A 17,932-nucleotide genomic window follows, 5' to 3' on the forward strand; every position below is an offset into this window, starting at 1 on the left:
TTTTACTCCCGTTTTTAATACGGGTGAAGCTAAGAATAGTTGCCTAGTCGACATTTATAAGATTTGTCTAAAATGATTTTAGCGAATTTTTCCAATGTATTTTTTAAAGGAAATGAGAAAGTCCGTGAAATTCCATTGAACGCTTGCGGGCCAGGAAATAAAGACCTTCCATTATAGTTGGGTGTTCGAAGCTCGAACTGATGACGGCGCGGTTTTCGGGATGATTTCTTAACCAAAAACTAACAAAACTAATCCCAAAAAGTGAAGGTTTAATGACCGCGGGCCACGGCAATTCCGGTCTAGCTGCCAATTGTTCAAAGGACTCATCGATGGCCACTGGGATTTCCGCACGTTTTTCAAAAACGAGGGTGTCGTAGAAATTCTTAAAAGGCTCTTCAATATAATCGATATTGTAAAAAGCTCTCTCTGGAATATGAGTCTTGAGAATCTGGTAAAATTCAATCATCTCATTGAGCTCAAACTGGCGGTTGCCATCAAGTCTGAATTTTAATTCAGGATTTGTTTGATGAAGCTCAATCAAAAGATTTCTTGTTGCCAGCAAATTGTGATCAATTTTAATTTTTACACACTGAGAGTTTTTGAACTTTTCCAGTTCATCACCTGGGCGGTAAAGATCGTTGATCAAAATTTCTTCATGAGAAAATAACTGTGGGTGAGTGGTGCGGATCATTCCCAGAAGAATCGCTTCAATATTAAAAAGCGCTTCTGCTTTTAGTGAGTCTAAAAAAGTATCTGAACCCACTAAGTTAAAAAACTTTTTGTCGAAATCAATCGCCGAAAAGTTAAGACTATAGCTTGTGAAGAATCTTTTTATTTTTAAAGAGAGTTCTTCCAGTGAACTTTCATGAAATCCTGGAAGGACAGAGATAAAGTAATCTCTTTCTAAAAGAGTGACTTTTAAAAACCTGTTTTTTGAGATCACTTTGCCTCTCACCGGAACCGGTTTGGTGTAGGAAAGTGTCTCAAAAGAAAGTTTTACATCCATCATAGGTTAAAGCTTACAACCATTCCAATTGCGGCCAGGAGGCAATAAAGCAGATTGTATTGAGCTGTTCTTGCCAGGGCCATATTTAGTTTTGAATCAATTGGGTGATAAAGAATCTGCAGCCACGTCTTGTGGAAAAAGAGCGGCAGAAATAAAACCGGGAAAATCCATTTTAAATGGTAGGCCACCATGAGGTAGAGGCAAACCAGCGTTGAAAGTAAGATAGTGCTCATGCAAAGAGCGCGCTGGAATTTTTCTCCAAAGCGAACAGCGAGTGTACGCTTATTTGTCTCGCGGTCAGAGATGATGTCGCGCAGGTTATTTACTGCCAAGATGCAGGCAGAGATAAAACCTGGGCCCATTCCTGAGATGAGAGCAAGTTTTGAGATCTCATGAGTCTGCAAGTAAGTCGTCCCACTGACGGCAATCACACCAAAGAAAATAAAAGCTGCCACTTCACCAAGACCATTATAAGAAAGTGGGAATGGTCCACCGGTATACCCGTAAGCAAAATAAAGGGAAAGAAGGGCAATGACCATAATGACCGGGCCTCCGACATACATCAGGTAGATTCCCAGAAGAAAAGCAATACCCAATGTTAAAATCAGAGCGTTTTTCATTTTGGTTAAGCTGATTAGTCCAGAGCTCGTCACACGAGTTGGCCCCAGGCGAGTGTCGTTATCTACGCCTCTTAAAGCGTCCAGGTAATCGTTAGCAAGATTTGAAGCAATCTGTAGAGTCAGTGCACACAATGCTGTTAAAACGGCAATCAGCACGTTGATAGACTTAATTTCAACATAGGCAACAGCAAGACCCAGCACAACTGGTGCAAGGGAAGCAAAGAGAGTTTTCGGGCGAATCGCCAGCATCCAATTTTTCATAGTTTGATAGTTCTCAATTGGTCATAGACCGATTTGTTAGTGTTGTGATCGATGAAGATTTCCATCATCGTGTGTGTTGTTTTCTTTTGCATGTCTTTAAAGGCCGACAGGAAGTCTTCGCGGTTTGAAACACCGACATAGTCGATGCCAAAGCTCTCGGCCGTCTTTTTAAAATTTTGCCCGTGTGGACTTGTGATGTAATCCAGGACTGATTTTTCACGGTGAATGGGAAGCAGAGTGAAGATTCCTCCACCATCGTTATTGACCAGGATGATTTTCATCGGCGTCTTTAAGTCTTTTAGGAAATAGAGTGAGTTTAAATCGTGAATGAAAGCGACATCACCCACTACCAGGTAAACTTCTTTTTGAGTTCCATCGATAAAGCCGGCAGCAGAGGCCATAAAACCTTCAATCCCGCTGACTCCGCGGTTTGTGGCGACTTTGATATTTTTTCTGTTCTCATACGAGAAGTAAGCATCAAAAGTGCGCACCACTGTCGAGTTTCCAATATAGAGTGTTGAGTTGTCCGGCATGTGATCGATGATTGTTTTTGAGATGCTCGGGTAAGCAAGCGGGCCTTCATCGATTAATTTAATTTTATTTTTTGAAAGAGACTCAAAGTTCAGGTTCAATTCTTTCTTTGGAAGTGTTGCACCTTCAAAGAAACTCATAATTGAAGTAAGTGTCGAATTGATATGAGCATTGATTCTGATTTTTGTATGGTGAGAAGGGTCTTCTTTTTCCAAATTTAAGTTCAGAGTGACCAGGTTGATCTGAGGAACTTGCTTTAGGAAAGAGTAATAGTGTTTTGAAGTCAAGCGTCCACCGATATGAAACACAGTCTCAGGTGGATTTTTAATCAATTCACTTTGCACTTCGGGGTGATCAAAAGTCGGAAGGGCATCATCAGTTAAGTTGAATGCGTATTTAAGTGAGCTTGAAACATCAAAGTAGGTCGGCCAGTTAAGTGTTTTAACAAACTCTTTGACTGTTTCTGTCGACTCGTGAGGAGCAAGACTTCCGATAACCAGCAATCCTGTTTTTGATTTTTTCAGGATGCCTGCGATTTCAGCAATGGCATTTTTATCCGGAACCGTTTCCAGATTCACATAGCGAGTTGATGGTCCTTCGCGGTTGATTTGAATGTTGGCAAGTTTAATGTATTCCGCAGGAATATTTGTCTGTGTATCTTCAAGCGGGTCCCTAAAAGCACAGTTAAAATGCACCGGCCCTTTTTGTGGGTAAAGAGATTTATTAATCAGGTTTGATAGACTCGAAGTCATGGCCAGCGGGCTAATTTCCGCAGAAGGGGCCCCGAAGTTCATTTCACCCTGGACGTAATCGCCGTAGAATTTTGTCTGATCAATTGTTTGGTTGTCATCACAGAAAGTCAGCTCAATCGGACGGTCTGCAGATAAAACAATCAGTGGTAGGTTTGATTTTTTAGCTTCAACCACCGCAGGCATATAGTTGGCCATGGCAGTTCCCGATGTACAAACCAGGACAGAAGGTTTTCCTGTTGCTTTAGAGTATCCTAAAGCGCGGAAGGCCGCCGCTCTTTCATCCATGCAAAGGATGATCGAGAGGTCTTTGTTGAAACCTTGAAGGTGAGTCATTGCAGCGATCAGTGGAGCGTTTCTCATTCCTGGTGACAGGTAGAACTGGGTGATGTTGTTTTTTAAAAACTCATCGATAATTAAGCTTGCCCAGACGCGGTTGATGTTTTGTGAAAGTAGTTTTTCCATAAATGTTCTTTCCTAAATGACACTCTTGTTGATGACCTTGATAAAAGGCTGCATCTTCACTCCTGTTTCAATCCATTCTTCTTCGGCCACTGAGCCCTGAACAATTCCAGCGCCGCCGTAGACAGTAATGGTTTTTTCTTCAATCAAGGCAGAACGAATGCCCACGGCAATTTCTGAAAACTCTTGTGAAAGCACGCCGACAGGAGCGGCGTAGTAGTATCTTGGGTCTTTTTCAATTTCTAAAATCTTATCCTGGGCCTCTTTGTAGGGAAGCCCGCCGACTGCAGGAGTCGGGTGTAGAAGTGAGATGATTCGAATAGGACTGGTGTCATCTTTTAAAACGCCCTTAATCGTCGCTTGACGGTGTTGAATGTAGGGCAGCTTCATCGTAAAGAGATCAGAGATATCCAGATTCCACAACAGGGGAGAGAGCCTTCTGGAGATTTCTTCTGTCACAATTCCATGTTCGCGGATCAGTTTATCAGAGGAGCGCAGTTCTTCTTCGAGAATTTTATCGTGAGCTTCATCTTTTCCTCTGGCAATACTGCCGGCAAGAGAAATGGTCTCGAGGTTTTTTCCTTTGAGAGTAAAAAGTCTCTCGGGCGTAAAAGAGATAAAAGCTTTGTGGTAATGAAACTGGTGGAAGATAGAAAAGTGCGAGCTTTGTTTGTTGGCCTCATAAAGCTCTTTAAACATCACCAGCATTTCAATCGGTTCATCGTAAGAAAAAATCTTTTTTCTTGAGAGCACGATCTTATCGAGCGTTTTTTTAAAAAAGAGACGATCTGCCGCTGAGATCATCTGCGACCATTCATCACTCTCTGGTTTTTCTTCATACGAAGTCCAGGGACCGACAAAAGACTCCCAGACGTTGTGGTTGAAAATAATGTTGCTTGGACTAGGGGATTGGTACTCTAGAGAATTGTAGACCGTAAGAGTGACAATACCTTTCGTTTTTACAAAGCACCACTCCGGCAAATAAACCAAAGCATCCAGTCCTTCTTCAAAAAGCCCCTGATACACCAGGTGTTCTTTGGGGTGGGTGGCAATAAAATGGTCAATCTCTGAAGGGGGGAAAAGTTTAGATTTTCCCAACCCAAGAAAAGTGAAGTCTTCTTCTTTAGATTCGTAGAAAAAAATCTCTTCTGTGGCGGCAAAAGGCAGCAGGTCGATAAGCGGAAACTCCGGGAATGAAAACAGAGTTTTTTTCTGACTCACTCCCAGATCGATATTTGTTAGTTCCTTGTCTAAGAAACTATGAGCACTCATTACTTCTTATCACCGATGTAAAGAGTCGCGATTCCAAACGTCAGTGGGATCATTTTCAGATCCTGGAATCCAGCGTTTCTCATAAGTTTTAAGAATTCTTCTCCGTAAGGAAAGTCTTCAACACTTTTGTTGAGGTAAGTGTAAGCGTCTTTATGTTTAGAAACGATGTTTCCGATAAACGGAAGCAGGTGTCTGAAGTAGAAGAAGTAAACGTTTCTTACGATGAAGTTTGTTGGGATTGAAAATTCCATAATCATCACGCGTCCGTCTTTTTTTAGTACGCGGTGAATGTCATGAAGGGATTTTTGTGGGTCAGAAAAGTTTCTGATCCCAAAAGAGATGGTTGTTAAATCAAAAGCAGCGTCACCTGAAGGGATGTTCACTCCATCTCCAAGCATCAGGAAGATTTTTTTATCCAGGCCTTTCTTTTTAACTTTCTCAATTCCGATGTCGACCATTCCTTTTGAAAGATCGATACCTGTGATTTTTTTAACTCTTGGGTCGGCCACTAAAGTTAAGGGGACATCTCCCGTTCCTGTTGCCAGGTCCAGAGCATTGATGGAATCTTTTTTTGGCAGATGCTTAAGCATCTTTTTGCGCCAGTAAATATCAATTCCCATCGATAGGGTGTGGTTTAAGAGGTCGTAGGTCCCGGCAATTTCATCAAAAATTTTGTAAGACTCTTTCTTTCTCGCACCAAGTTCCGGATTCGTTTTTGTGTTCATTCTCTCCCCTTATTTAGGTGTCCTTTTTACCTTAAACTTCATGCACATAGCAAGTTTAGGATTTACTTTAATTTAGACATTTGTTAGGCTGTCGCCCACACGGTATGACCTCTCCATTTCCCTGGGGAGCTAAAAGGTTAGTTGTAGGTTAGAATGATTAACGATTTTCTCGAGGCGCTCCCGAAGGAAGCCCTTGAGGGTTCAAAAAACATGGATTTGCAGATTCGCTCAGTGAACGCTCACGGGGCGATTGACGCCGTTCTATCTCAAACCGTTCTCAGAGGCGGAAAGAGACTTCGTCCGCTTTTAACTTTCCTTATGGCCCATTTATTTAGAGTGGATTTTAAGACAGTTACCCCTTATGCAAGGGCCACTGAACTAGTTCACGCCGCATCACTTTCTCATGACGACGTTATTGATAATGCGACAATGAGAAGAGGAAGCCCTTCAATAAATATTCTTGCGAGCAATAAAAAAGCTGTTTTAGCTGGGGATTATCTCCTTTCTTCGGTCATTGTTGACCTGACGAATGCTGGGAACCTGGAGCTTGTTCGCGAAATGTCTCTGGTGATTAAAGATCTCTCTGAAGGTGAATGGTTGCAGCTTGATTTAATCGATGAGCGCAACTACACCCGCGAAGTGATCCGCGAAGTCGCTGAGAAAAAAACATCATCAGTTATGAGTTACTGCTCAGTGGCCCCGGCCGTTTTAAGTGGTGCTTCTAAAGAAACAGTTGAACTTTGCCGCGAATTTGGAAGACGTTTAGGTCTTGCTTTCCAATTGATTGACGACACTCTTGATTACTCAGGAGATTCACTCAAAGATCAGGAGCTGGATTTAAAAAATGGCATTGTAAACGCCGTTGTTTATGAGTTACTTGAAAATAACCCGGAACTATTCGCTCGTTTCAAAGCGGGAGAAAACTTAAAAGACGTCGTTGATGGCGTAGCTTTTAATCCATACGTTGAAAAAATCTCTCACGAAGCTCATGCCCACCTGGCAGAGGCCAAAAATATTCTTGATAAGCTTGAAGTGATTCTTAAAGAAAAAGCAGAGTATAAAAATAATGCGAATGACTTAAAAGAAAGAATCAATGGTCTTGAATTAATCATTTCTTTCATGGCCCTAAGACAGCACTAATTATCTTTTTTGTAGCCAATTAATCTCGTACATATTGTTTTTTAATGTGTCTCTTGGAACCCAATAGTTTCCACTAGTGCATTCCACCGTCGCGCGCCTTGGGCATCGGTCGCCCCAGCTGTTTTTGATTAAATACTCACATTGACCGTTATTTGGATTTTTTCTTCGGCCAATAATAGTTGAAGAGTGGTTTGCTTCAGTTCCCTGGTAATCGGCCGGACTCATGATAAGATCCACATCGTAGGCCACGGCCGCTGGAGATTTCTGAGTTAGGAGTTGATCCAGTTTATCCATCATCTGTGTTTGAGAGAAGTTTTCAATCGCTCTTGTTCCCACGCCGTATTTATTTTTAAACTGGTGGCGTTCACCACAAGTGACATCCAGAAGTGCCGCCATTTTTTTATCGCCAGAGAGTTTGTTTAAAATTTTAATGACCTTATTGGAAAGATCTTTAAAAGGTTGTTGATCGCGAAGCCCGTGTTCACAAATGGTCTGCACTAATGTTTTATCAGGATCAGATAATTCTTCCACCATCGCACTTAGTTTTTCCCAGTCACCACCGGTGTAATTGGTCTGTGATTCGAGGCACAGCCCTTTTCCTTGAAGTGAAACAATCAGAGCTGCTCCGTCGTTTCCACCGACGTCAGTGTATTTTTTGATCTCTTCATCGCGAATGGCCGGGTGATTGTGATACTGCAAGGCCACATCATAAGCAGAAAGGGGAGTCTCTTCAAAAGTTGAAAGCAGATCCGCAGCTGTCCACGCAAAACACCAGTTGAGATTGCCCTGGTTGTTGTTTTTAGGCATGTACTTCGTCTCCACCGTCACATCAGTGCAGTCAGAGGCCAGGGCCTTTAAAGTGAATAGAAGGCTAAAGAGAAGCGTTCTCATAGGGATCTTATCGGTTTGTTTAGAGGAAGGATTAAAAGAGTCGGACAATAAAAAAAGGCCCGGTTTCCCGGGCCTCGTTCGTGCTATAAGTGCTTTGTTTTTATAGTCTACAAGTCTGGCGACCTTTGATGTCGCGTGAACAGTAGTTCAGCGCCTTTCTACAAGCTTCACCTCTAACGTCAGATCCAATTGGACCTGTGTGAGAAGCATTGTATGACTGGATAAAAAATCCAGCTGGGTCGTATCTGTTAGCTGAACAAGTTTCAGTTGTTTCACGTGGAGGACGTGGGTATGGATTTCCTCCGCCAATTCCTCTTGTTACACAACGGCGTCCGTTAGCATCACCTCTTTGAAGTTCATACTGACAGAATTGTTCTGACTGTCTGCAAGCTTCCCATTCACTGTTTCCTGAACCAGAAAAACTTCTAACAGTGTTTCCGTACCAGTCTACCAGGTCAGTTGTACACATGATCACAGATGTTGGTGGAAATGGAGGACGTGGGTTAACTGGCCCGTCGTATTTCATTTCACAGTTTGCATCGTAGTATCTGCCTTGAGCTCTTCCATTTGAAAGGGCATTGCTACAGGCCCAGTTAGCGTCGCTACAAGCAGCGTCTTTAGAGTATGAAGAATAACGAGTGTGTGTCTCGAATTCATACCCATAGCGGTCTTTGATGACGAAAGTACAAGTTTCACCTGCAAAGCTTAGGCTTGCTAGTGAAAGAAGAAATAATCCTAGTAGTGCTTTCATTTTTTTCTCCTGTTTGTTGTTATGTTGTCGTTCTACTTAAAAAATTATCTTGGGAAACGTGGCGGTCTTGGTGGTTTTGGGTCCACTGGACGGCTTGGTTCACGTGGGTCGCGAGGGTAGCTTGGCTCTCTCGGGTCACGTGGATAGTGTGGGTCACGAGGGTAACTTGGCTCTCTCGGGTCGCGCGGATAGTGTGGCTCACGTGGGTAGTGAGGATCGCGCGGTGGATTTGGGTACGTTGGGTATGATGGATAGCTTGGATACGATGGATAAGAAGGATAGCTTGGGTATGACGGATACGATGGATAGCTCGGTGTGCTCGGGTATGATGTCGATGTAGATTTCACCGCACATTGAGCATAACGATAGTAGCCTCTTGATTGATAGTCAGAGAGTCTAACTGAACAATCATACATAGCATCGTCACAAGCTGCATTTGTAGAGTATGACGATCTTGTGAAAGTGTCGTACTCATAAGTGTAGCTTCCAGAATATTCGCGAATAACAGTTGTACAGTAGTCTGCACTTGCTGCTGCTGAAAAAAGTGATAGTGCTGTCAGCACTAATGTTTTTAGTGTCCCTTTCATCTTATTTACTCCTCTAAAGTAAGATTCCTACAGGGGGATTTATCTGAGTATTTGGGATTTTACAAACTGAGTCAGCACAAAATATGCAAAAGGGCCGGTTTCCCGGCCCTTTGTAAGTATTTTTTTCACGCTTTTAGGGAATCAGTTTCCTTATGGCACCAGCAATCTTGAGACTCTCTCAAGACCAATCGTTCTGATGAAGCCCGCAAGCTTTGGACCTTTCTCGAGCGAGATCAGTTTTTTATAAAGAAGTGTGAAGACGGCCATTGGCTCTAATTCGTGCGCATGGATCATTTCATACATTTTTTCGTGAAGAGCTTTATCTTCACTGATGTTGTTAAACTCTGCTTTTAAATAGCCGTTTAGATCGTTTAAAAACGCTGTTTCTTTAGCAGTTAAATCCATCTTCACTGGTTCTTTGTTCAGTGAGAATTTAAATTCGTCTGGTGCAGAGTTTTCGATCCAATAAGCAGCGCGGACAGCGCGCTCCTGGAAGCGTCTTTCATCGCGTTCGTTTTTGATTTCGTTGTTGTAGAAACCACGTGCGCGTTTGACGTCAAGGTCGTTGATCTGAAGAACGTTACAAAGGTGACGGAATGCTGGCTGGAACGGCATCGTCGCCGGGCGCTCACCAATTTGAGAAAGTTCATAAACTCTCTTTGCCATCGCGACCTTTTTTTCATTACCTGGTTCAAGATCGTAGGCCATTCTCTCCATTCTATCGAAGTCTTCGTAGTTTTTGATAACGTCTAGGTCAAACGATAGACCGAAGTCGATGTTTGTCTTATAAGACGCAAAAATCCAACGAACCATCTCCGGCTCATAAACGTCAAGAACGTCATTAACCGTGACCAGGTTTCCTTTAGAGGATGACATTTTTCCGCCCATCCCTTTAATAGAGACGAAGTCGTATTGCAGGTACATTGGCGCTTTCCATCCGTAAACGTCAGCAACAATGTCTTTAGCTGTTGTGAATGATCCCCCTTGAGACGAGTGGTCTTTTCCACCTGGCTCAAAGTCAACTTTTTCAACTGACCATCTCATCGGCCAGTCCATACGCCATGGAAGTTTTGCTCTCGATGTTGTGTCGAGGTCAATTTCTCCAGTGTGCTTGCAGTCTTCAGCATCACAACGGTACGAAAGCATTTTTACACCATCGTATTTTGTTGCTGTCGTTTTATCTCTGTTACATTTTTCACAGTATACAGAAACCGGCATCCATGACTCTGGAAGCGGCTCTGATCTCCACTTGTTTAGGATGCCAGCGATGACATCTTTTTTAGCAAGTGTAAGTTTGATTTGGTCTTTGTATCTTCCAGAGCGGTATTGGTCCGCTTGGTAAATCGGCTCTAGCTCAATTCCCATTTTCTTTAACTGCGCTTCAAACGAAGCTTCGTGGTGAGCAGCGTATGACTTGTGCTCGCCGAATGGATCTGGAGTATCAACGATGGGTTGGAATAAATATTTTGCCAGCTCCTCTTGTTTTGGAAGGTTTGCTGGAACTTTTCTAAAAGTATCGTAGTCATCCCAAGAGAAAATAAAGCGAACTTTTTTTCCGCGCTTTTTTAATCCACGGGCCACAAGCTCAGTTGTCATTACTTCGCGGAAGTTCCCGAAGTGAACAACACCAGAAGGAGTGATCCCCGATGCTAGTGTGTAAGTTTCTTTGTCTTCCTGGCGGATAAGTTTATCGGCCGTAAGATCTGCCCAGTGAACAGCGTCGTTTAGTGCTTGAGACATAGTCTATTGTCCTTTTTGTTATTCAAGTCCAAGGCGAGCTTTTAGATCGTCTTGTGTGAGAGTTCCTTTTTCAACTTCAGTATTCACGATAACCAGAGCGCGCTGGTACGTTGGACGCTCTTCCGCGATACAAAGTGAGAGGTCGATGTGCTTTTGATTTTTAACTTCAGACCACTTAACGGCCTTTCTAAGAAGCGCTACCGCTTCATCCAGAGACATAGTTGTCATGTGATTTATCCTAAAAATTAACGGCCCTTAGCTTCCTAAGTAGGCTTTCTTGATTTCAGGGTTAGATAATAATTCACTCGAAGCACCCTGCAAAGTGATTTCGCCATTGGTAAGAACATAAGCGCGGTGAGATATTTTTAGCGCAAGATTGGCATTTTGTTCAACCAACAAAATGGTCATCCCCAGCTGATTAATCTCAGTGATGGCCTTAAAAATAGTTCCCACAAGAATAGGCGCAATTCCGAGTGAAGGCTCGTCTAATAAAAGAAGCTTTGGTTTACTCATGTAAGCACGAGCAATCGCAAGCATTTGCTGTTCTCCACCGGAAAGAGTTTGGGCCAGCTGGTTTCTGCGCTCCAAAAGCTTAGGAAAGAGGTTGTAAACAAAATCTAAATCTTTTTTGATCTCTGCTGTGTCTTTGCGCAAGTACGCGCCCATATCCAGATTTTCTTTGATGGAAAGATTGGCAAAAATCTGGCGGCCTTCCGGCGACTGGGCAAGCCCTAGGGCCGTGATGCGATGAGCAGGAACGCGGTCGATTTTTTGGCCGTCAAAAATGATCTCGCCCGATTGAGGTTTTAAGAGTCCAGAAATCGTGTGCAGGGTCGTGGTTTTTCCCGCACCGTTACTTCCTAAAATCGTGACGATTTCGCCTTGATTAATAGAAAGAGAAATATTTTTTACAGCGTGGATGTTGCCGTAATACGTGTTGATGTTTTTTAACTCTAACATGCTCATACACCCTCCAGGTCTGCACCCAGGTAGGCCTCGATAACTTTTTTATTGTTCTGAATTTCTGCCGGCATTCCACTGGCAATAAGATTCCCGTAGTCGAGAACGTGGATTTTTTCAGCAATCTGCATGACGAGATTCATATCGTGTTCAATAAGAATCACAGAAATTTTAAACTGCTCGCGGATAAAACGGATGAGGTTTGAGAGCTCTTTTGTCTCTGTCGGGTTCATTCCGGCCGCGGGTTCATCTAGTAAAAGAAGTTTTGGTTTTGTCGCCAGTGCGCGGGCCATTTCCAGTTTTCTCTGGGCCCCATAAGGTAAATTTTTGGCCAGGTAATCTTTTTTATCGTCGAGATGAAAAAGTTTTAGAAGCTCAATTGAGTCAGCTTCAATTTTCTTTTCTTCTTCGCGGTACTTTTTAGTTTTAAAAATCCCATCAAAGAACGAGTAGTTGATTCTGGTGTGACGGGCGATTTTAATATTGTCGATTACCGTCAGGTTGTTAAAGAGCCTGATGTTTTGAAAAGTTCTGGCGATTCCTAAATCAGTGATGGCCGAGGCTTTTTTTGCATTGACCAGTTGGCCATCAAAAGTCACTGAGCCTTCTGTTGGAGTGTAGATTCCGGTGATAGTGTTAAAGAGTGTTGTTTTCCCCGCGCCGTTAGGCCCGATGACGGCAACCAGGTCATTGGTCCCGACAGAAAAAGTGACATCTTTAACGGCCGTTAATCCGCCGAATCTCATCGTTACATTTTTAACTTCTAAAAGAGACATTAAGCTGCTCCTTTAGTTAGTTTTCCTCTTTTAAAAGAAAACTCGTGTGGCCCAAAAATCCCCTGAGGGCGTGTCAGCATCAGGATAATCATAAGCGCAGAGTAAATCGACATTCTCCATGTCGAGATGTCTGAGCCGATAAATTTTAAAACTTCCGGCAGAAGAGTCAGGATCACGGCCCCAACGATTGAGCCAGTCACAGATCCCTGGCCGCCTAAAATCACCATAACTAAAATACAAACACTCCACATAAAGTTGAAGTTATTTGGGTGAAGGAATTGTTGGTCGTGGGCCACTAAACTTCCGGCGATCCCGGCAATACCGGCACCGATGATGAAAGAGAAAAGTTTAAAACGAAAGAGGTTAATCCCCATCGTCTCAGCGGCAATTTCATCTTCGCGGATAGAAATAATAGCGCGGCCAAAGGCCGATTTTTTTAAGTTCAACATAAAGATGGTGACGATAACGGCAACACCCCAAACCCAAATTCCATTGGTCCATTTAGGAATGTTGGTAAAACCGCGAGGCCCACCAATGCTTTCAGTGTTCATGATAATAATGCGCAGGATTTCACTAAACCCAATAGTGGCAATAGCGAGGTAGTCGCCTTTTAAGCGCAGGCATGGCACTCCGATTAAGAGCCCACAAAGAGCAGCGGCAGAAAAACCCACCCCCATGCTGATAACCATATTCATCGCAGGGTGAAGTGGAAGTGCAAAATAAACACCATAGACAGCGCTGGCATAAGCGCCTACGCCCCAGAAACCTGCATGCCCTAGTGAAAACTGGCCGCAGTATCCGTTGATTAAATTAAGGCTTAATGTCAGCGTAATGAAAATCCCTACCAGGGTGAGAATCTGTAAGTAATAATCCATTAGTTTTCCCTAAACCTTTTCCTTCACGTTTTTACCAAGGATTCCTCCTGGCTTAATGAGAAGAATAATAATGAGAATAAAAAACGACACCCCATCTCTGAAGCTCGATTTATATAACCCGGCCACCATGTTTTCAGCGATACCTAAAATGTATCCACCTAAAGCGGCACCAGGGATCACTCCGATCCCGCCGACAACGGCAGCAACGAAGGCCTTAAGACCTAAACTCATTCCCATCATAGGCTCAACAGACATCGTGTAGCCCATGAGGATTCCGGCAAGACCCGCAAGAGTAGCTCCCAGAAAGAAAGTGAATGCGATAATTTTGTTGGTGTTAATCCCCATGAGTTCAGCGGCCTTTAAGTTAAAAGACGTCGCTCTCATGGCCACTCCAATTTTTGTGAAGTGAGTAAGCCACCAGAGGAAAGCGAGGATTGAGAGAGTCAGAGCAAAAATAAAAATCTGAATATTAGAGACGCTGATTTCACCAAAGTTATAAACCACTTCAGTAAAAACTGGAGGGATTGTTTTTGGATCAGCACCAAAAACTAACTGGCCTGTGTACTGGAAAAAAAGTGAAGTCCCAATGGCCGTAATGAGCGCCGGGATTCTTCCTTCGTTTCTAATGGGCCTATACACCATGCGCTCGACAATCAGAGCGACAATTCCTGCTCCAAGCATGGAAGCGAGAATCGCCACAGGCATCGGCAGGTTTAACTTCAAAGCGAAGTAACCGCAGAAGGCCCCGAGCATAAGAAACTCGCCGTGGGCGAAGTTAACTAAACGGATGATCCCATACACCATGGTGTAACCCAGGGCCACGATCGCATAGAGCGAGCCCTGGGCAATACCATTGATTAAGTATTGAAGACAATCCCATAAAAAATAGATTGTGTTCTGACTCATTATTACGGGTTCACTCTTGAGTGGAAGACGTACCCTGAAGGTGTAGCTTCAAGAACTACAGCAGACTTCGTTGGGTTTCTGTCTTTATCAAAAGAGATTGTCCCAGTAATACCCTGGTATCCTTTTGTTGCTACAAGAGCAGCGCGGATATCAGCAGGCTTTGTTGATTTTGCTCTTTTAATAGCATCAGCAACAATTCCTAGAGAGTCGTATCCAAGGGCCGCGAACGATCCTGGTTTTGAACCGTAAGCTTTTTCGTAATCTTTTACGAAGTTTTGTACCACTGGAGATTTATCATCTGGAGCAAAGTGGTTAGAGATGTATGAACCTTTAACTGCTTCACCAGCGATTTCGAAAAGTTTTGGAGAATCCCATCCGTCACCACCAAGGAATGGAACGTTGATTCCCTGAGCGCGAGCTTGTTTTAGCAGAAGACCAACTTCAACGTAGTATCCTGGAACGAATACGAAGTCTGGGTTAGCTCTTTTTACTTTTCTTAAAAGAGACTGGAAGTCAGTGTCTTTAGCAGCGTAAGTAAGTTCTTCTGTTGAGGCCATTTTTCCACCAAGCTTTGTGAAAGCTTCAGTGAAAGACTTCGCTAGACCTTTAGAGTAGTCAGATGTGTTTTCAATTAGCACTAGACCTTTTGTTTTCTTCAGGTTTTCAACAGCGAATTTCGCCATAACTACACCTTGGAAATCATCAGTGAAACAAGCGCGCGTGATATAGTCACCAACTTGAGTTACTTTTGCATTTGTTGCAGTTGGAGTGATGAATGGGATTTTTGCTTCCTGAACAATAGGAGCAGAAGCTAGAGCAAGAGAAGAAGTTGGAGCTCCGATCATTACCGAAACTTTATCAACAGAAAGAAGTTTTCTTGTCGCGTTTGTCGACTCGATAGCTTCAGACTTGTCGTCTTCAATAATCAGGTCGAATTTTTTTCCGCCCGCCATTTTTTTCATTTTTTCGTAAGCTAGTTTAATACCATTTGCATTTTCCTGGCCGAAAGTAGCAGTTGCACCAGTCATAGGTGAAACAACTCCGATTTTAAGGTCAGCAGCAAAGGCAGAAGTCGTAAGCAGTAGGAACATTGATGTTGCCAACAATCTGTGTGGGCCCGATCTCATTTTCATTAAGCACTCCTTTGTAAAATGAAGTAGATGCATTTTGTCGATTAATTATTTAACAATAAATACGGTAACATACAGGATCATGTTGTAAAGAAATTTACACGACAATTATTTAGATAACGTAACTCATTAAAATGTCTGAGTTTTTTGATAAAGATTAAGAGAGGTGCCCACCAGCAATATACTCAGTCTATGTTTTAAAAGGTGAGAAGGCCTTTTAACGAAATCGAGGATGGTAGCGAATGATGAATAAAGAGGATTTCAAACAGACCCTGATTAAACAGTACTCCGAGGTCATTGAGGAGATTATTGTTGAAAGTGAATCAGTTTATAGGTCTCAACTGGATTTTAATGAGCTAGACTACAGAGTCAGAAGCTTAATCCAAGCTGCTAGAGTCGACGGCCTTGAAGAGGGCATAATCTGGGATATTTTAGAAAGAAGAGTTCCTGATTACTACAACTTCGCCATGAGTGCATCTTACGGCACTAAAATCGCTGCTTAATTCCTTAACATTTCAAAATTAATTTCTTATAGTGCCTCCACCATACTTTGGAGGCACTATTATGAAATTTCTTACTCTATTAGCTCTTGCTTTCTCATTTAATACTTTTGCTAACACAACTATCGAGAGAACTTTCGATGGAAAAAATGCTGTTTGCCAAATTAAAGGCGATGTCGGCAGACGCGCTTACACGGCGACAATCGAATCTGAAAAAGTGGTCGACAACAACCGTGAACTTTCTCTTAGAATCCACCTATACAAATGTGCTGAAACTGATAAGGGTCTTGCTCTTGTAAAGACAACTCCTTCTGAAGTGACTCACAGTTATGTTCTTCTTCCAAACGGAGAGCTGGGACAGACAAACAATACTGTTATCTGGGCAAAGTTTTTCCTGACGGATAAAAACGAAAAACTTCTTGGTAAATCTGACATCAACTTAAATTTAGACGATGTTGTTTTAACTTATACAATTGATAAAAACATCGATAGCGCTTTTGTCCGCGCTACATTTAAAAACTCAGTAGAGCTTCCAACTGGTGAAGTCCTAAATGATATTTTTGAATACTACGGTGGATTTGTTGTTAGATTCGCAAAGTAATTTGCCAAAATAATTCGCAAAAAAAAGGCTCCCTCGGGAGCCTTTTTTATTTGTCTATTTATAGAGAAGAATTCCTTCTCTTTGATTTAAAAACTTTTCGTGTCCTACTGTCTCAAGCTTTTGCAATTCCGAATAAGATCCCAGGTTATTCACCCAGTGTCTGATCGTGTCTGTACCGTTGATTAAATCGATGGCCAGTTTGTGGAACTCGTATTCATACGGCTTGCTGTGGAATTCAAATTTATCTCCCAGCTCGCGTTTAAATTCGCGGCAAAGCATTTGAGAAACACTCCACGACTTAAATTTTGAATTCACTGTCGGATGGATGTGAATCCCGCCGCAGTTTTGGCCTTGATGCTTTTGGAATGTCGGCAGGAAGATAATAGGGCGCAGGTTAAAGCCTTCTGTTAGCCCTTCTTCATGAAAGCGCTTCATCACGCGCTCGCAGAATGAAAAGGCTTCAATTCCCGGGTATCCGGCGATTTCAAGCGCTCTGGTTGTCCCTCTTCCTTCAGAAACATTTGTCCCTTCAAAAAGAACTGTCCCGGCAAAAGTGATGGCCCCTTCCATGGTCGGAAGGTTTGGCGAAGGAAGAACCCATGGCAGACCTGTGTCTACCCAGTACATATCTCTTTTCCAATTGGTCATCTTTACAACTTCTAAGTTGCAGTCTGTTTTTAAAACATTTTTTCCGAACATTCCCACTTCTCCCATTGTCAGCGAGTGACGTTGAGGAATAGGGTAGCGTCCTACAAATGATTCGTAGCCTGGTTGAAGAACCGTTCCTTCAATCATTTCTCCACCCACTGGATTCGGGCGGTCTAAAACGACAAGCTTGATGTCTCGTCCAGCGCATTTTTCCATGATCAGTGAAAGCGTTGAGATGTAGGTATAAACACGCGTTCCAACGTCTTGTAGGTCGATAATGAGTGTATCGAGACCTTTTAGCATTTCATCAGTTGGAATTCTTGTTTCTGAATAAAGTGAGTACACAGGAATTTTAAAATACGGATGAACGTAGTGGGCCGTCTCCATCATGTTGTCTTGAACGTCAGTCACGAATCCGTGTTGAGGTCCAAAAAGTTTTGTCAGGCGAGACCCAAAAAGTTTTTGCAGGAGAATAACCCCTGTGTTGAAATGAGAGTCAATCGAGGCGCTATGGCAGAGATAACCGATATTTCCTTTAATGCTATCTTGAAGGGATTTTTCATTCACTAATCGCTCAAGACCAGTCACAACTTTTGTCATGTTAAACTTCCTAGATTCCTTGCAGTTTTGCTTAGATTTTTAATACTTTAATTCTGGTTGTGAGCTGAATTTTTGTAAAGATAAAAGAAAAAACAAGATAATATCCGAGAGAGATGCTTAAGTAAGATAATGAAAGAATTTGCAAAGCATTAATGTCACTTCTTCGGGAATCTCATCATTGAAAACACCTGGAGAAAAAGA

19 protein-coding genes are annotated in these 17,932 nt (G+C 42.7%); 3 read left to right on the plus strand and 16 right to left on the minus strand.

Annotated features, from left to right (window positions below; all coding sequences use genetic code 11):
- Positions 1-103: 103 nt before the first annotated feature.
- The 5 genes from AC6JA8_RS09320 to ubiE are packed head-to-tail and all read right to left on the minus strand — an operon-like array spanning position 104 to position 5,626.
- Complete coding sequence (locus AC6JA8_RS09320) at positions 104-1,009, minus strand: enolase-like domain-containing protein (protein ID WP_497976818.1); 906 nt, start codon at positions 1,007-1,009, stop codon at positions 104-106.
- Positions 1,006-1,887 (minus strand): 1,4-dihydroxy-2-naphthoate polyprenyltransferase, encoded by an 882-nt coding sequence (locus tag AC6JA8_RS09325; protein WP_497976819.1) that lies wholly within the window; start codon positions 1,885-1,887, stop codon positions 1,006-1,008. The genes AC6JA8_RS09320 and AC6JA8_RS09325 overlap by 4 nt, the downstream gene beginning before the upstream one ends.
- Positions 1,884-3,632, minus strand: coding sequence for a 2-succinyl-5-enolpyruvyl-6-hydroxy-3-cyclohexene-1-carboxylic-acid synthase (gene menD, locus AC6JA8_RS09330; protein ID WP_497976820.1), 1,749 nt, complete (start codon positions 3,630-3,632; stop codon positions 1,884-1,886). Before menD ends, AC6JA8_RS09325 begins: the two co-directional genes overlap by 4 nt.
- A gap of 12 nt (positions 3,633-3,644) precedes the next feature.
- The gene (locus AC6JA8_RS09335) at positions 3,645-4,901 is read right to left on the minus strand and encodes an isochorismate synthase (RefSeq protein WP_497976821.1); all 1,257 of its coding nucleotides are present in this window, start codon (positions 4,899-4,901) and stop codon (positions 3,645-3,647) included.
- Complete coding sequence (gene ubiE / locus AC6JA8_RS09340) at positions 4,901-5,626, minus strand: bifunctional demethylmenaquinone methyltransferase/2-methoxy-6-polyprenyl-1,4-benzoquinol methylase UbiE (RefSeq protein WP_102243560.1); 726 nt, start codon at positions 5,624-5,626, stop codon at positions 4,901-4,903. Before ubiE ends, AC6JA8_RS09335 begins: the two co-directional genes overlap by 1 nt.
- 210 nt (positions 5,627-5,836) lie before the next feature.
- Here ubiE and AC6JA8_RS09345 point away from each other — a divergent pair, with 210 nt between their 5' ends.
- Positions 5,837-6,766, plus strand: coding sequence for a polyprenyl synthetase family protein (locus AC6JA8_RS09345; protein ID WP_497976822.1), 930 nt, complete (start codon positions 5,837-5,839; stop codon positions 6,764-6,766).
- Here AC6JA8_RS09345 and AC6JA8_RS09350 read toward each other — a convergent pair whose 3' ends face one another.
- The 10 genes from AC6JA8_RS09350 to AC6JA8_RS09395 form a co-directional block, all read right to left on the minus strand.
- Complete coding sequence (locus AC6JA8_RS09350; protein ID WP_497976823.1) at positions 6,767-7,657, minus strand: C1 family peptidase; 891 nt, start codon at positions 7,655-7,657, stop codon at positions 6,767-6,769.
- 100 nt (positions 7,658-7,757) lie between these two features.
- Positions 7,758-8,408: a hypothetical protein gene (locus tag AC6JA8_RS09355; protein ID WP_102243563.1), complete on the minus strand. Its 651-nt coding sequence runs from the start codon at positions 8,406-8,408 to the stop codon at positions 7,758-7,760.
- 44 nt (positions 8,409-8,452) lie between these two features.
- Positions 8,453-8,995 carry a hypothetical protein gene (locus AC6JA8_RS09360; protein ID WP_497976824.1) on the minus strand — a complete coding sequence of 181 codons (543 nt, stop codon included), beginning with the start codon at positions 8,993-8,995 and terminating at the stop codon, positions 8,453-8,455.
- 150 nt (positions 8,996-9,145) lie between these two features.
- The gene (gene lysS, locus AC6JA8_RS09365) at positions 9,146-10,735 is read right to left on the minus strand and encodes a lysine--tRNA ligase (RefSeq protein ID WP_497976825.1); all 1,590 of its coding nucleotides are present in this window, start codon (positions 10,733-10,735) and stop codon (positions 9,146-9,148) included.
- Between the two features lie 18 nt (positions 10,736-10,753).
- Positions 10,754-10,963, minus strand: coding sequence for a hypothetical protein (locus tag AC6JA8_RS09370; protein ID WP_497976826.1), 210 nt, complete (start codon positions 10,961-10,963; stop codon positions 10,754-10,756).
- Positions 10,964-10,990: 27 nt separating this feature from the next.
- Positions 10,991-11,701, minus strand: coding sequence for an ABC transporter ATP-binding protein (locus AC6JA8_RS09375; RefSeq protein ID WP_102243567.1), 711 nt, complete (start codon positions 11,699-11,701; stop codon positions 10,991-10,993).
- Positions 11,698-12,471, minus strand: coding sequence for an ABC transporter ATP-binding protein (locus AC6JA8_RS09380; protein ID WP_497976827.1), 774 nt, complete (start codon positions 12,469-12,471; stop codon positions 11,698-11,700). The genes AC6JA8_RS09375 and AC6JA8_RS09380 overlap by 4 nt, the downstream gene beginning before the upstream one ends.
- The gene (locus AC6JA8_RS09385) at positions 12,471-13,346 is read right to left on the minus strand and encodes a branched-chain amino acid ABC transporter permease (protein ID WP_497976828.1); all 876 of its coding nucleotides are present in this window, start codon (positions 13,344-13,346) and stop codon (positions 12,471-12,473) included. Before AC6JA8_RS09385 ends, AC6JA8_RS09380 begins: the two co-directional genes overlap by 1 nt.
- Positions 13,347-13,355: 9 nt before the next feature.
- The gene (locus AC6JA8_RS09390; protein WP_497976829.1) at positions 13,356-14,252 is read right to left on the minus strand and encodes a branched-chain amino acid ABC transporter permease; all 897 of its coding nucleotides are present in this window, start codon (positions 14,250-14,252) and stop codon (positions 13,356-13,358) included.
- A gap of 2 nt (positions 14,253-14,254) precedes the next feature.
- Positions 14,255-15,385, minus strand: coding sequence for an ABC transporter substrate-binding protein (locus AC6JA8_RS09395; RefSeq protein ID WP_497976830.1), 1,131 nt, complete (start codon positions 15,383-15,385; stop codon positions 14,255-14,257).
- Positions 15,386-15,624: 239 nt separating this feature from the next.
- On the opposite strand from AC6JA8_RS09395, the gene AC6JA8_RS09400 reads away from it, so the two are divergent.
- Positions 15,625-15,885 (plus strand): hypothetical protein, encoded by a 261-nt coding sequence (locus AC6JA8_RS09400; protein ID WP_497976831.1) that lies wholly within the window; start codon positions 15,625-15,627, stop codon positions 15,883-15,885.
- Positions 15,886-15,946: 61 nt separating this feature from the next.
- Positions 15,947-16,483, plus strand: a complete 537-nt coding sequence (locus AC6JA8_RS09405; protein WP_497976832.1) for a hypothetical protein — start codon at positions 15,947-15,949, stop codon at positions 16,481-16,483.
- Positions 16,484-16,537: 54 nt separating this feature from the next.
- On the opposite strand, the gene AC6JA8_RS09410 is transcribed toward AC6JA8_RS09405, so the two are convergent.
- Positions 16,538-17,731: an exo-beta-N-acetylmuramidase NamZ family protein gene (locus tag AC6JA8_RS09410; protein WP_497976833.1), complete on the minus strand. Its 1,194-nt coding sequence runs from the start codon at positions 17,729-17,731 to the stop codon at positions 16,538-16,540.
- Positions 17,732-17,932 lie beyond the last annotated feature (201 nt).

This window comes from Bacteriovorax sp. HI3, assembly GCF_059738875.1.